The 13,541-nt window shown below is 56.2% G+C and carries 12 protein-coding genes; 7 read left to right on the top strand and 5 right to left on the bottom strand.

What is annotated here, in order from left to right:
* Positions 1 to 50 precede the first annotated feature (50 nt).
* Positions 51 to 1,112, top strand: coding sequence for a Bug family tripartite tricarboxylate transporter substrate binding protein (locus tag EBQ26_RS06540; RefSeq protein WP_238944203.1), 1,062 nt, complete (start codon positions 51 to 53; stop codon positions 1,110 to 1,112).
* Between the two features lie 152 nt (positions 1,113 to 1,264).
* On the opposite strand, the gene EBQ26_RS06535 is transcribed toward EBQ26_RS06540, so the two are convergent.
* Positions 1,265 to 2,458 carry a M20 aminoacylase family protein gene (locus EBQ26_RS06535; RefSeq protein ID WP_122238222.1) on the bottom strand — a complete coding sequence of 398 codons (1,194 nt, stop codon included), beginning with the start codon at positions 2,456 to 2,458 and terminating at the stop codon, positions 1,265 to 1,267.
* 164 nt (positions 2,459 to 2,622) lie between these two features.
* Positions 2,623 to 3,327: a ribosome silencing factor gene (rsfS, locus tag EBQ26_RS06530; protein ID WP_122238221.1), complete on the bottom strand. Its 705-nt coding sequence runs from the start codon at positions 3,325 to 3,327 to the stop codon at positions 2,623 to 2,625.
* A 283-nt stretch (positions 3,328 to 3,610) separates the two neighbouring features.
* Between rsfS and EBQ26_RS06525 the strand changes: the two genes are divergently transcribed.
* The gene (locus tag EBQ26_RS06525; protein ID WP_122238220.1) at positions 3,611 to 5,098 is read left to right on the top strand and encodes a DEAD/DEAH box helicase; all 1,488 of its coding nucleotides are present in this window, start codon (positions 3,611 to 3,613) and stop codon (positions 5,096 to 5,098) included.
* A 163-nt stretch (positions 5,099 to 5,261) separates the two neighbouring features.
* Here the strand turns inward: EBQ26_RS06525 and EBQ26_RS06520 are convergent, their stop codons facing one another.
* Positions 5,262 to 6,221, bottom strand: coding sequence for a porin (locus EBQ26_RS06520; RefSeq protein ID WP_238944202.1), 960 nt, complete (start codon positions 6,219 to 6,221; stop codon positions 5,262 to 5,264).
* A 307-nt stretch (positions 6,222 to 6,528) separates the two neighbouring features.
* On the opposite strand from EBQ26_RS06520, the gene EBQ26_RS06515 reads away from it, so the two are divergent.
* A complete protein-coding gene (locus tag EBQ26_RS06515) occupies positions 6,529 to 7,563 on the top strand; it encodes a class 1 fructose-bisphosphatase (RefSeq protein ID WP_122238218.1) in 1,035 nt (344 codons plus the stop codon).
* A 41-nt stretch (positions 7,564 to 7,604) separates the two neighbouring features.
* On the opposite strand, the gene EBQ26_RS06510 is transcribed toward EBQ26_RS06515, so the two are convergent.
* Positions 7,605 to 8,249, bottom strand: coding sequence for a response regulator transcription factor (locus EBQ26_RS06510; RefSeq protein WP_238944201.1), 645 nt, complete (start codon positions 8,247 to 8,249; stop codon positions 7,605 to 7,607).
* A 190-nt stretch (positions 8,250 to 8,439) separates the two neighbouring features.
* Here EBQ26_RS06510 and EBQ26_RS06505 point away from each other — a divergent pair, with 190 nt between their 5' ends.
* The 4 genes from EBQ26_RS06505 to EBQ26_RS06490 all read left to right on the top strand — a co-directional run bounded on the left by EBQ26_RS06505 (position 8,440) and on the right by EBQ26_RS06490 (position 13,324).
* The gene (locus EBQ26_RS06505) at positions 8,440 to 9,147 is read left to right on the top strand and encodes a protein-L-isoaspartate O-methyltransferase family protein (protein WP_122238324.1); all 708 of its coding nucleotides are present in this window, start codon (positions 8,440 to 8,442) and stop codon (positions 9,145 to 9,147) included.
* 208 nt (positions 9,148 to 9,355) lie between these two features.
* Complete coding sequence (locus EBQ26_RS06500; protein ID WP_238944200.1) at positions 9,356 to 10,570, top strand: FAD-dependent monooxygenase; 1,215 nt, start codon at positions 9,356 to 9,358, stop codon at positions 10,568 to 10,570.
* Between the two features lie 29 nt (positions 10,571 to 10,599).
* Entirely contained in the window at positions 10,600 to 11,397 is a 798-nt protein-coding gene (locus EBQ26_RS06495; protein ID WP_122238217.1) for a DsbC family protein, read from the top strand.
* An 82-nt stretch (positions 11,398 to 11,479) separates the two neighbouring features.
* Positions 11,480 to 13,324 carry a M61 family metallopeptidase gene (locus tag EBQ26_RS06490; protein WP_122238216.1) on the top strand — a complete coding sequence of 615 codons (1,845 nt, stop codon included), beginning with the start codon at positions 11,480 to 11,482 and terminating at the stop codon, positions 13,322 to 13,324.
* 24 nt (positions 13,325 to 13,348) lie between these two features.
* Here EBQ26_RS06490 and EBQ26_RS12935 read toward each other — a convergent pair.
* Positions 13,349 to 13,541, bottom strand: a 193-nt coding sequence (locus tag EBQ26_RS12935; protein WP_238944199.1) for a hypothetical protein, incomplete at its 5' end; no start/stop codon positions are given.

Genomic DNA, 13,541 nt, shown 5'->3' with positions numbered 1-13,541 from the left:
ATCGATAATGACTGTTATTTGCAGGCAAACAAGGAAAGGAGAGCCGCTGCATGAGTACGCCCACATCCATCACATCCCGCAGCCCCGCCCGAATGTACCAAGCTGTAACACCGCGTCGGCGCATGTTGGCCGCTTTGAGCGCATGCGCCGCGGGCGTCGCGCTGCTGGCCTGGTCCCAGGCGGCGCTGGCGCAACAGGGCGGAGCTGCCAAGCCCTTTCCCAGTCAGACGATGACCATCGTCGTCAACGGCGGAGCGGGCAGCCTGCCGGATATTTTTGCGCGGCCCTTGGCGGAAAAGCTGCACGCGGCGCTGGGCCAATCCGTGGTAGTGGACAACCGCCCCGGCGCGGGCGGCATGGTGGCGTTGCAACACCTCAAGAGCAGTGCGGCCGATGGCCACACCCTGGCCATCGTCACCAACGCGCATATGGTGTGGAACCCCTACGTCTTTCCCAAACTCACCTACGACCCGGCCAAAGACCTTCAGCCCGTCAGCCCCGTGGCGGTGTTGCCGATGGCGATGGTGGCAAGCCCCAAAGCCGGGGTGAGCACGCTGGCCGAGCTGGTCGCCAAAGCCAAAGCTGCGCCCGGCACGCTCAATTACGCCAGCTCCAGCAACGGCAGCCCGCCGCATGTGCTGTTCGAGTTCTGGCGCAAGCAGGCGGGTGTGGACATCGTGCATATCCCCTACAAAACCGGCCCCGATGCGCTGACCGCCACCGTGGCGGGCGACACCCAGGTGTATTTCGCGGGTACCGCGCTGGTGGAGCCATTGGTCAAGGATGGGCGGCTCAAAGCCTTGGCCGTCAGCCCAAAGGTCGATAGCCCCACCTTCGCCCAGGCGCCGACGCTGGAGCAAGCGGGCTACCCCGGGTTTGAAAGCGCCGTCTGGCTGGGTGTGGTGGCGCCTGCGGGCACGCCCGATGCCGTTGTTGAGCGCTTGAACCAAGCCATCGGCCAAGCGCTGCAAGATGAGGGCTTTCTCAAAACCATGCGCGCCAACGGCTCCATCGCTCTGCACGAAAGCGCCGCTGCATTTGCACAGCGCATCGCCCAAGAGCGCACGCAATGGGGGCCGCAGTTGGAGAAGCTGGGCCTCAAGCCCCAATGAGAGCGCATTAAGTAAAAAAGAGCCGCATAAGCGGCTCTTTTTTACAAATCAATAGGAAATAAAATTGCCTTGTTTTGGCAATATAGTTGGGGAATTGTTTTTACTTTGATGTGAAGTGGTGGAGAGGCGGCCAAACGTGGGCTGAAGATGCCTTAAATCAACCAGCGCTCGACCAGTCGGGCGAAATAACTCGCCCCCAGGGGAATGATCTCGTCGTTAAAGTCGTAGCTGGAGTTGTGCACCAGGCATGGCCCTTGGCCGTGGCCGTCCAGGCGGTGGCTGCCGTCGCCGTTGCCGATGAAGGCATAGCAGCCGGGCACGCGCTCAAGCATGAAAGCAAAATCCTCCGCCGCCATGATCGGGCTTTGCTGGAGCAGCCGTTTGGGGCCGACGAGCTTTTTCAGCACCTCGCGGGCGAAGTTCGTTTCCGCCTCGTGGTTGTGGGTGGCGGGGTAGATGCGGTTGAACTCCAAAACGCTGCTGGCCCCGTGGGCCTGCGCGATCATTTCGGCCACCTCGCGCATACGCGTTTCGATCAAATCCAGCGTTGGCGTGGTGTAAGCGCGCACCGTCCCGCCCATCATGCAATGGTCGGGGATGACGTTGAAGGTGTCGCCAGCGAGCATGGTGGTCACGGAGATGACCGCCGACTCCAGCGGCGGCTTGTTACGGCTGATGATGGTTTGCAGCGCGGGGATGATTTGCGAGGCCACGATGATCGGGTCCGCCGTCAAATGCGGCATTGCGGCGTGCCCGCCCTTGCCCTGGATGAGCAGCTTGAATTCGTTGTTGGAGGCCAGCACCGGCCCGCTGGAGAGGGCAAAACTGCCAGCCGGGATGCCGGGCATGTTGTGCAGGCCAAAAATGGCTTCGAGCGGAAAACGCTCCAGCAGCCCTTCACGCAGCATCACATTGGCGCCGCCGCCGAACTCCTCGGCGGGCTGAAAAATCACCGCTACGGTGCCAGCGAAATCGCGCGTTGCCGCCAGGTACTGCGCCGCGCCCAGCAGCATGGCAACGTGCCCGTCGTGCCCGCAAGCGTGCATGCAACCGGGGTGACGGCTGGCATGGGCAAAGGTGTTTTGCTCCTGCACGGGCAGGGCGTCCATATCCGCGCGCAAGCCCAGCAGGCGCGTGCGAACCGGGCGGTGCTTGCCGTGGATCAGCCCCACCACGCCCGTGGTGGCCAGGCCGCTGTGCACCTCAATGCCCCAGTCCAGCAGCTTGTTGGCAATCAGATCTGCCGTGCGGTGCTCTTCAAAAGCCAATTCGGGGTATGCGTGGAGATCGCGCCGAATAGCAGTCAGCTCGGCATGTTTCTCGGCAATGGCAGCGATAGAGCGCATGGCAATCCTTTGGTGAGTGGGGGGGAACGCGCCGCCACGCCTGGTACAGCTTTGTGGGCTTGAGCCCTGCGCAAAAGCATGGCCCAGCGCGTAGGAGCGCTTGTGGGTACGCCTTGAGGTGAGAGGCTGCAAGCGCCCGCCTCCAGCATCCCTACAGCGCGGGATTAGGCAGTGGGCTGGGTTTTGGCTGCCGCAGTTTTGGCGGCCGACTTCGTGGCAGCTTTGGTTGCGGCCTTTTTGACTGCCGATTTGGCTGGCGTTTTGGCGGCAGCTTTAGTGGTGGCCTTGGCGGTGGTTTTCGTGGCTGCCTTGGCCGGTGCTTTTTTGGCCACCGCTTTGCGCACGGGCGTGGCGGCGTCTGGCGATGCTGCCGCCTTGCGTGAGGAGGCTTTGCGTGCGCTGGTTTTCACGGGGGCAGGGGCTGCACCTTCGTCGGTCGTTTGCGCATTGTCGGCCGCGGTTTTTGCGGCCGCTTTCGTTGCCGCCTTGCTGATTTTTTTCGCTGTCAGCTTGACGGGTTTGTCCCCCCAGATTTCTTCCAGGCGGTAGTAGTCGCGAATGGCTGGCTGCATGATGTGGGCCACAATGGCACCGCAATCGACGGTCACCCACTCGCCGTTGTCTTCGCCACCAATGCTGGGTTTGTTAAAGCCCGCCTCGCGCACCTTGTCGCGCACGCTTGCCGCCAGGGCCTTGGTCTGGCGGCTGGAGCTGCCAGAGGCAATGATGACGCGCTCAAACAGCGGGGTAAGCTCTGTCGTGTCGAACACCTGGATGTTTTGCGCCTTGATGTCTTCCAATCCATCAATGATGGCGGCTTGCAGTTGGCTCACTTGCTTTTTGGCGGCAGTTTCGCTGAGGGGCTTCATGCAGTAGTGCGGTCAGGGGAAAGTAAAAAAATGATTCAGGAGTGTAACGCAAGCCTTTGGCCGGATGGGCTGCTTGTCAAGCCATGGGCTACGCGTGCCAGAGGGCATATGCCCGCATAATCGTCAGCGGCTGCGTTGCAGGGGGGGCCTCTTTAGGAGAAGATCCGCACAGGGCGCTATCCCGGCGCGCGGTTCGGCAAATGTTTTTTTAAATTTTGCACACAATGCCCGGCACATTCGGGCGGGCAGTGAACTGTTATTGCCCAGTACAAACGCCATATACATGAGCAAACCATTTTCTACTTTGATGCTGGCCGAGCCTATCCAGCGCGCCATTGCGCAAATGGGCTATCAGGATATGACGCCGATTCAGGAGCAGGCCATCCCGGTCGTTCTTGCCGGGCAGGACGTCATGGGCGCGGCGCAGACGGGCACGGGCAAGACGGCGGCGTTCTCGCTGCCACTGTTGCAGCGCATGCTCAAGCATGAGAACAGCTCGGCCTCGCCTGCGCGCCACCCCGTGCGCGCACTGGTGCTCTTGCCCACGCGCGAGCTGGCCGATCAGGTAGCCGACCAGGTGGCCCAATTTGCGCAGCACACCAAATTGCGCAGCGCTGTCGTTTTTGGCGGCATGGATATGAAGCCGCAAATCGCCGAACTTAAAAAAGGGGTGGAGATATTGGTGGCCACGCCGGGGCGTCTGCTGGACCATCTGGAAGCGAAATCGGTCAGCCTGGCGCAAGTGGAATATGTGGTGCTCGATGAAGCGGATCGGATGCTGGATATCGGCTTTTTGCCGGATTTGCAGCGCATTCTGTCCCACCTGCCCAAAAAGCGAACGACGCTGCTGTTTTCCGCCACCTTTTCGCCCGAAATCAAGCGTTTGGCAGAGAGTTATCTGCAAAACCCCGTGTTGATTGAGGTCGCTCGCCCCAACGCCACAGCCGCCAGCATTGAGCAAAACTTCTTCCGCGTAGGGGAGGACGATAAGCGCCGGGCGGTGTTGCAGCTTTTTCTTGAGCATGGCCGTCAGCAGGCATTTGTTTTCGTCAACAGCCGCCTGGGGTGCGCCCGGCTGGCGCGCGCTTTGGAGCGCGATGGCGTGCGAACGGCGGCGCTGCATGGCGATAAAAGCCAGGATGAGCGGCTCAAGGCGCTGGATGCATTCAAAGCGGGCGAAGTGGAGCTGCTGATTTGCACCGATGTGGCCGCACGCGGCCTGGACATCAAAGATGTCCCCGCCGTGTTCAATTACGACGTGCCGTTTCACGCGGAGGACTACGTACACCGCATTGGCCGCACGGGCCGGGGGGGCGCGTCGGGTTTGGCATTCACGTTGGTGACTGTGCGCGAAGATCGTCAGTTGGCTGAAATCGCGAAGCTCATCGGTCGCAAAATTCAAGCTGAGCCGCTGGAGCTACAGCGAACCAGCGGCCGACTGGCGCGCGCTGGGCAAAACGAAGAGCGGCGCAGAGAGCGCGTGCAGCGTGACGAGCGCAACCGCTATCGAGATGAGCGTAGCCGCGACCGTTACGAAGACCACGGCAGTGCGCGCCAAGCGGGCAACACGCTGGCTTATCGACGGGGTGCAGCCCAGAGCGATCCTTTGTTCGATCAGCCTTACGAGCCGCCAGCGACCAGTGACGTTCCTTCTTGGGAGGCATCGGTGCGCAAAAGCGTGACGTATCGCCGTTCGACCAATATCAAGCCCAAAGCGCGGGTGGCTGCTTTGTTGCGCGCTGCGCCAGCGCCGCAAAAGCAGGATGGGTGATTGTGCTGTTTTAATTTCCAGATCAATCGGATTTTTCGGTGAAGCTTTTCGGCTTGGCTGGAAAGGGTTAGTGAAAAATTCTTCTTTCTTTGATTTGTAAATTTGCGCATAAAAAAACGGCTGGATCGTGAGATCCAGCCGTTTTTTGTGACGCTAAGCGTTATCAGAACAGGTGGCGCAGACCCACTGCAAAGGAGCTGAAATCCTTGCCAGCAGGGCGGGCGCTGAGCGAGTAGCCGTAGTGGGCGTTTTGCTCGTTGTCGATGCGGGTGTAGAAGCCGTAGAGCTTGGTGCGCTTGCTCAGGTTGTAGTTGTAGCCGAGGGTCAGCTGGGTAGCGCCGGTCTTGGCCATGTTGTCGTACTCGTCAGCCCAGCCTACGTTGACGTGGAATTCAGAAGCGCCAGCGGTGTAGGCGGCAGCCAGGCGGGCAGAGAGGCGATCGGCCGTTTGGTTGGCAAAGCTTTGCTCGTCGTATTGCACATAGCCACCCAGTGCAAAGTTGCCGGTGGTGTAGAGCGCACGCAAGGTGTAAGCCTCAGCCTTGTCGTGCTTGGCAAATGCGCCAGCCAGGTCGAAGTTGCCAGCCTTGTAGCTCAGGCTCAGGTCATAGGGGGATTTGCCGCCGTGGTTGTCTTCCAGGCCGTAACCCACTTCAGCGGAGAAGCCGCCAAACTCGGGCGTAACGTAGCCGATCTTGGCTTCATTAGGGACGATGTAGGCAAAGAGTGCATCAGAGGACGAACCTGTGTCATGGTTATGCATGCTGATGTAATCCGCAGTTGCCGTGTATGCGGTGGAGTTGTAGTTACCCACGCGCAGCTTGCCGAAGTTGCCACCCAAGAACAGCTCGGACTGACGTGCAAAGCCGTTAGATGCACCATTAGTGGAGTCGATGGCTTGCTCCAGTTGGAAACCGGCTTTCAGACCGCCGCCGAGGTCTTCCACACCGCGGAAACCGATGTAAGAGCCGTTGGTGTGCATGGCGGTCTTGGCGGATTCACCTTGGAATTTTTGGTGCTCGACCGTTGTGTTGACGCGACCGTAGAGCGTGACGCTGCTTTGCGCATGGGCTGCGCCGGCGACCAGCAGGGGGAGCAAGACGAGAGGGAGATGTTTTTTCATGGCTTTCATGGACTCAGGTCGAACAAAAAATGTGCCGCAATTTCACGCGGACTCGCTGAAAAATGGGGCGCCAGGTTCCGCATTGGGACACAGGCGTGAAAGTTTACGTCTGCGAGGCGCTTAGACCAAGGCCATGCACTCGAAGGCGCTCGCAAATGAGGATAAACCCTCATCTTCTGTCGTGATGAAACAACTTTTGAGGTTTTATGTGGCGATGCCATGCATCCAGGGGCCACGTGTTGAAGCCAGGCGAATTGGCTTGCAACCCTGATAATTCCGCTTTGTGTTTTTTTACTTGTGAGTCTCTATGTCTAAGCGTATTTCTCTCACCCGTTATTTGGTAGAGCAGCAGCGTGTCAATGGCCACATTCCGGCCCAGTTGCGCTTGTTGCTGGAGGTGGTTTCGCGCGCCTGCAAACGCATCAGTTTCGAAGTGAATAAAGGGGCGCTTGGAGGAGTGCTTGGCGCCGCAGGCAGCGAGAACGTGCAGGGCGAAGTGCAAAAGAAGCTCGACATCATTGCCAACGAGGTGCTGATTGAGGCCAATGAATGGGGTGGGCACCTGGCGGCTATGGCTAGTGAGGAAATGGAAGGTATTTACCTCGTGCCTAACCGTTATCCCCAAGGGGAATATTTGCTGTTGTTTGATCCGCTGGATGGCTCGTCCAATATCGATGTGAATGTGAGTATTGGCACGATCTTTAGTGTGCTGGAAAAGCCGCAAGACCAGCGCGGAGTGACAGTGGATGATTTTTTGCAGGCGGGCGCCAAGCAAGTGGCTGCAGGCTATTGCATTTTTGGGCCGCAAAGCACGCTGGCGTTGACGGTGGGCAATGGCGTGGCCATGTTTACGCTGGATCGGGAGCAGGGATCTTTCGTGCTGATTGAAGATGGCGTGAAGATTCCGGAGGACACCAAAGAGTTTTCCATCAATATGAGCAATATGCGGCACTGGGATCCGGTCGTGCGTCGCTATATAGACGAGTGCTTACAGGGCGAGGATGGCCCGCGCGGCAAGAATTTCAATATGCGCTGGATTGCGTCGATGGTGGCAGACATCCACCGCATTCTTACGCGGGGGGGCATCTTTATGTACCCTTGGGATAAGCGCGAGCCACATAAGCCGGGCAAGCTGCGCTTGATGTACGAAGCCAATCCCATGGGATGGTTGATCGAGCAAGCAGGTGGCGCAGCGACCAATGGGCGCCAGCGCATTTTGGATGTGCAACCGACTCAGTTGCATGAGCGCGTGAGTGTGATCATGGGCTCCAAAAATGAGGTCGAGCGCGTGCAAAGGTATTACGCGGAATACGATGCAGAGCAACAAGCCGTGTCAGCTTGAGCGTCTGCTTGTAAGTTTGTGGTGGCCAGAGCCGTCTGCTGTTACGCCAGGCCCAGCTTGCGCGCAATAGCGACGGCTTCAGTGCGGTTGGATGCTCCCAGTTTGCGTAGTACGGCGGTCATGTGGGCTTTGATGGTTGCTTCGGATAGGCCTAAATCATGCGCAATTTGTTTGTTGAGTCGCCCAGCGGCCACCATTTGCAGGATGCGGGCTTGTTGTGGCGTGAGTTCGGCTATGCGGGTGGCGTGAAAATCGTCTTCGGCACTTGGAGTGCCATGGGTGATGTCCTGTGGGAACCATGGTTCGCCTTCAAGAATTGTGTGCAGAGCTTGAGACAGGGTGTGCAGGTCGGACGATTTGGGGATATAGCCCAATGCGCCATGCTCCATGGCGCGTCGAATGAGCTGGGAGTCTTCATGCGCGGACACGATGGCTATAGGCAATTGTGGGTGGTGGGCGCGTAGGTGCAGTAACGGATCCAACCCCACTCCTCCTGGCATGCCAAGGTCAAGTAATAACAAGTCGGCTTGGTTGTGCTGTGCCGCCAAGGCATACAAGGCCTGTACATGCTCGGCTTCATGGATGGCGGCGTTTGGCCAAATTTTGAGTACCGACGTGCGTAAAGCATCGCGAAAAAGAGGGTGGTCGTCGGCTATCAAAAATTTCAACATGATAGGTTGTTGCACGGTGGCGGATGTGTTGGTGACAGCATGCTTATTCCCTGCGTTGAAGCGTAGGAAGTGGCGCAAAGGCTTTGAGTGCGATGTGCTAGCGCCCCGCCCCTCATCCCAGAGCATGCTTTGCGTAGGTAAACCAGAATTAAAATCCGGAAGCGTGCCGAGCCTAGACGAATAGTTGACCACACTGGAGTACACGATGACTTTACCTTTGAACCGCCTGCATGAGTTCGTATCAGCAGAAGACGTTGCTCGCTTCAATATGATTGAACAGCAGATTCGTCCCTGGAATGTAGAAAACACGCGGGTGTTTGAAGCACTTGCAGCGGTCAAACGTGAAAATTTTGTGCCTCAGGCTTGGCGTGCCCGGGCATTCATGGATATCAGTATTCCACTGGTTCCCGAGGATCAAGTCGTGTCACGACCGGACGCTTGCATGTTGCCGCCCAAAATAGAGGCGCGCATCCTTGCGACTTTGGATGTGCAGCCCGATGACTTCATCCTCGAAATTGGTGCGGGTTCCGGCTATATGGCGGCTTTGTTGGCTGAGCTTGGTCGTGGTGTAGTTTCCATGGAAAGCGCAGCGGATATGGTGCAATTGGCAACGGCAAATTTGGAAAAGAACCGTGTCAAAAACGTGGAAGTGCGGCATTGCAACGGCAATCAGGGAATTTTCGATGGGCGCTTTGACGTCATTGTGTTGAGTGGCTCAGTTGCAGCCGTTCCAGATGCCTTTAAGGAAGCATTAAAAGAGGGGGGGCGCTTGATGGCTTGCGTTGGCCATGAGCCATCCATGCAGATGCAACTGATTCGCAAGGCCAATGGACGCTTGCATGCCAGCAGCCCCTGGGATTACAACCTGCCTCGTCTCCAGGGGTTTGAAGAGCCGAGCTTATTCGAGTTTTAGGTCTTTCCCGTAACTGGTTTCGGAACAGGGAAGCTTTCCGTCTGTGTTAGTGGAAAAAGACTCTGTGGGGCTTTATCTGAGCGCCCTATGGAAGGCCTGGAACCGAAGGAGCTTCGTTTTTTGTGTGCTTTGGGTAACCTCATCTATAGGGATGTAGCGGCGCTGGTTGTTATTGAGTGCTTCTGGATGACGGCAAGAAGTGGGGGATATGCACTCATCCTACAATGTCCTTATGTCGAATACAGATTTTGATGTGTGTGTCCGAGGTTCGGGCATTGTGGGTCGCACTTTGGCGCTCTTACTCGGTCGGGCCAAGTTACGTGTTGCCTTAGTCGAGCCAGCTACCCAGACGAACGCCGGTGCAGCGTCTATTGGGCGAGACATTCGAGCCTATGCGCTCAATCATGCCTCACGGCAGTTGCTTGAAACGATACGCTGCTGGCCCAGCAGTCCTGCAACCACCCCCGTCAAACAGATGTGTGTGTTTGGTGATGCAGGGGGAGTCATTCATTTCGATGCGGGGGCAGGTGAGGCTTCCAACCTAGGAGACGCATTGGCGTGGATTGTTGATGTCCCTTCACTGGAAGATCGATTGGAAGATGCCCTGAGTTTTCAGCCCTTTGTCGAGCGGGTGAATGAGCCCGTGGAGGCACCGTTAACGGCCATTTGCGAAGGTAAGTTCAGTGTAAGTAGAGAAAATCTGGCTGTGGTTGTGGATACTTATGCGTATCCCCAGCACGCCATCGCTACTCGAGTGCGGGCCAGTCGGTCTCATTTGGGTACGGCTAGTCAGTGGTTCTACGGCCCCCATATCCTAGGCCTGCTGCCGCTTGGTGGGGGGCAGGGGGATGAGTATGCAGTTGTCTGGTCTACTTCTATTGCAGAGGCTGATCGCTTACTAAGCTTAAGTGATGATGCCTTGAGTTTGGAGATGCAAGCACTTATTGCCAGCGCAGAAGGTCACAGTCATGAAAAAGGCAGTCAAGATGTGACGACGGCTACTGCTTTTACGGTGACTGGAGTGCGTGCGCGGTGGCCGCTTCGTTTAGCCAAAGCTCAGCAGTGGGTTGGGACGATGCCGGGCGCTCCTGATCGATCTTGGGTTCTCTTGGGCGATGCTGCACATACCGTCCATCCACTGGCGGGTTCTGGTCTCAATCTCGGGTTGGGTGACGTTGGTTTACTCAGTCAAGCGCTTCAGCAGCGCCCAGTTTGGCGTAGTGTTGCGGATCGGCGTTTACTGCGTCGCTATGAGCGTGAGCGCAAATCTGCGTTGCTGCCGTATGCTTTCGTAACGGATCGGCTGCAGTGGTTGTTTTGGCAGGATCAGCCTTGGGTTCAATCCTTGCGTAATTTTGGGATGCGTGGTTTTGCAGCCAGTCCGTTTAAGTCTTGGGCGCTCAATCAAGTCCGTCACGCCTAATTTTCTCTTCAAGCCTTTTCCATTTGCTCATGCGATTTCTTCGGTTTGCTATTCCTACAGCGCTGGCCTGCATTGCGTTTGCGGCGTTTCCCGCCCTTGCTCAGCAGGTGAATTTGTCTAATCCGTCTGGAGCTTCGGCGAGCTCCAAATTGGACACTCAGGCGTTGCGTACGACATTAGCTCAGCGCATTCCTCAGCTAGCAGCCATTGAAGAGATTCGCCCCACGCCGATGGAGGGGCTGTACGAAGTGCGTGTGGGTACGGATTTGTTCTATGCCAATGCGAATGGCGATTTTCTTATCCAGGGTGAGTTGTACGACACCAAAGCCCATCGCAACTTGACAGAAGACCGTATTAAAGCGCTGACAGCGGTGGACTTTACCAAGCTACCTATTCAGGACGCTTTTGTTCTTGTGCGTGGTGATGGCAGTCGAAAAATTGCCATTTTTGAAGATCCCAACTGCGGTTACTGCAAGCGCTTTGAGCGCGATATGGCTAAGCTGGATAACGTTACGGTGTACGTTTTCCTCTACCCCATTCTCAGTCCTGACTCGTTTGAGAAGTCACGTGATATCTGGTGCGCTAAAGATCGCGTCGAGGCGTGGAATGGCTGGATGATTCATGATCGTATTCCAGAGTCGCAACCATCGTGCGATAAGCTGGACGCCATTCAGCGTAATTTGGCTTTTGGCAAACAGTACAAGATTACGGGAACTCCCACCGTTATTTTTGAAGATGGTGCACGTATTCCTGGGGCCATTCCTTCCGCCCAGGTTGAGAGGAAATTACAAGAGATTGCGCAATTACCAAAAACCTCATCAAAATAAGAATTTTCGTCACCGCAAAAGGCCAGCATCCAGCTGGCCTTTTGTGCGCAGGACTCTCCTCATTATTTGAGCTAACCTTGCCATGGAAGCCATCCATTACGTTGTCCACCCTGCCGATTTGCATGGACACTACTTCTCGGTTTTGTTGACGATTACCGATCCGGTGCCCGGTCAAACTGTCTCGTTGCCTGTTTGGATTCCCGGAAGTTATCTTGTGCGTGAATTTTCACGGCACCTGTGTAGCTTGGAAGCCAGTCAAAACGGCCAGGCCGTATCTGTGCAGGCTTTAAGCAAAAATACTTGGCAAATCGCTTGTCAGGGTTCAGATGCAGGCACATTGCAACTCAGTTACCGTGTATATGCTTTCGACAACTCTGTACGCGCTGCTTGGTTGGATGCTGCGCGTGGTTTTTTTAATCCAACCAGTTTGTGCCTACGTGTACATGGGCAAGAAGAGCGCCCTCATGGCTTGACTTTGAGAGAGCCCGTTGCGCGTAGCCATTGGCAAGTCGCGACGGCCTTGCAGCCTGTGGATGTTGATGCACAAGGTTTTGGCAGTTATGTAGCAGTTGATTACGATGAGTTAGCCGATTCGCCTGTTGAAATAGGCTCCTTTTGGCGCGGTCGGTTTGACGTCTTGGGGATTCCGCACGAATTCGTTGTTGCAGGGGCCTTGCCATCTTTCGATAATGAGCGCCTACTGGCCGATACACAGGCCATATGTGAGACCGCTATGCGATTTTGGCATCCGGAAATTAAAGATGACGCGCGAGGAGTTGTGCCCCACGATCGCTACGTCTTTATGCTTAATGCTGTGGGCAATGGTTATGGCGGGCTAGAGCACCGACACAGCACTGCATTAATCTGCAAGCGTAGCGATTTGCCCTCGTACGAAGGGGTAAAAACTGAAGAAAGCAAGCTCAAGGAGGGCTACCGCACGCTGCTGGGCCTTATCAGTCATGAGTATTTCCATACTTGGAATGTCAAACGCTTGCGTCCGAGCGAGTTGGCGCGTTACGACTACGAGCAGGAAAACTACACTTATATGCTCTGGTTTTTTGAGGGCTTTACCAGTTATTACGACGATTTGTTATTGAGGCGTGCAGAGCGTATTGATGACGGCGCTTATTTGCATCTGCTGGGTAAAACTTTGTTCCAGGTTATTCAAACTCCAGGTCGTACCGTGCAAAGCGTGGCCGAAGCGAGCTTTGACGCGTGGGTTAAATACTATCGACAGGATGAAAACACAGCGAATGCCACTGTCAGCTATTACACCAAGGGTGCCCTCGTTGCGCTCTGCCTGGACTTGTGCCTGCGCCAAGAAGGAGCTGCCACTCTTGACGCAGTCATGCGCCAACTTTGGAATAACAGCCGAGGTGGTCCCATTAGTGAAGCAGACGTTCTGGCTGTGCTGAAGCAACTAAGTGGGCGCTCTTGGCAGCGTGAAATCGACGACTGGGTGCATGGTCGGGATGAGCTGCCAGTGGTAGAGCTGCTAAAGAGAGCTGGGATTGCTGTGGAATTCCAAGCGGCAACTTGGGAGCAGCGTTTAGGGATTCTCGTGGAGGAGGGTGCGGGGAGGATTATGGTGCGTCGGATTCAGCGCCTCAGTCCCGCCGAGCGTGCAGGTATGGCAGTGGGAGATGAGTGGTTGGGTGTTCGCCTTCGCAGGCATGCAGACGAAATAACCTCTGATGCAAGCATCACCGAAGAGACTGGCGCCTGGCGTTTGCATAAGCTTTCAGAGCTTGATGATCTTCTGCCTAGTCCTCAGGACGAGCATGTGCTGGAAGTTTTGGTGGCACGCGACGCTCGCTTGCTCTGGTGCGCGTTGGACGCTCCTAGTGCGCAATCTTGCTTGGGTGAACCTAGACTGCGGATAGCTGACAGTGAGTCTGCGTATGATTGGTTGCTCAGCAGAAGCTGAGTGCAGGAAGTTTCTTTTCAATGTCTACGCATCTGATCGATTGAGCGGACAAGCGCCGTGGAGGCTTGCTAAAAATTCCCCAAAATTTTTTTTGTGGTTTGCTGAAGTTGTGTTATAGTTCACGGCTTCGCTGCTTCGGAATGATTTTTGGGGTTTGCGAGAGTTGGTTGGAAGTTTTGTTTGTTGCTCTGCATTGAAAGTTTTCTGTGCGGGGTGA

The sequence above is a fragment of the Allofranklinella schreckenbergeri genome (genome assembly GCF_003703475.1).
Lineage (GTDB): Bacteria > Pseudomonadota > Gammaproteobacteria > Burkholderiales > Burkholderiaceae_C > Lampropedia > Lampropedia schreckenbergeri.
This window is presented reverse-complemented; position numbering and strand designations above follow the sequence as displayed.

Excerpts from the sequence above, each read along its gene's own strand:
- EBQ26_RS06490 (WP_122238216.1), top strand. The coding sequence starts at position 11,480 with ATGGAAGCCATCCATTACGTTGTCCACCCTGCCGATTTGCATGGACAC.
- EBQ26_RS06520 (WP_238944202.1), bottom strand. The coding sequence starts at position 6,221 with ATGAAAAAACATCTCCCTCTCGTCTTGCTCCCCCTGCTGGTCGCCGGC.
- EBQ26_RS06540 (WP_238944203.1), top strand. The coding sequence starts at position 51 with ATGAGTACGCCCACATCCATCACATCCCGCAGCCCCGCCCGAATGTAC.
- rsfS (WP_122238221.1), bottom strand. The coding sequence starts at position 3,327 with ATGAAGCCCCTCAGCGAAACTGCCGCCAAAAAGCAAGTGAGCCAACTG.
- EBQ26_RS06500 (WP_238944200.1), top strand. The coding sequence starts at position 9,356 with ATGCACTCATCCTACAATGTCCTTATGTCGAATACAGATTTTGATGTG.
- EBQ26_RS06495 (WP_122238217.1), top strand. The coding sequence starts at position 10,600 with ATGCGATTTCTTCGGTTTGCTATTCCTACAGCGCTGGCCTGCATTGCG.
- EBQ26_RS06535 (WP_122238222.1), bottom strand. The coding sequence starts at position 2,458 with ATGCGCTCTATCGCTGCCATTGCCGAGAAACATGCCGAGCTGACTGCT.
- EBQ26_RS06525 (WP_122238220.1), top strand. The coding sequence starts at position 3,611 with ATGAGCAAACCATTTTCTACTTTGATGCTGGCCGAGCCTATCCAGCGC.
- EBQ26_RS06515 (WP_122238218.1), top strand. The coding sequence starts at position 6,529 with ATGTCTAAGCGTATTTCTCTCACCCGTTATTTGGTAGAGCAGCAGCGT.
- EBQ26_RS06505 (WP_122238324.1), top strand. The coding sequence starts at position 8,440 with ATGACTTTACCTTTGAACCGCCTGCATGAGTTCGTATCAGCAGAAGAC.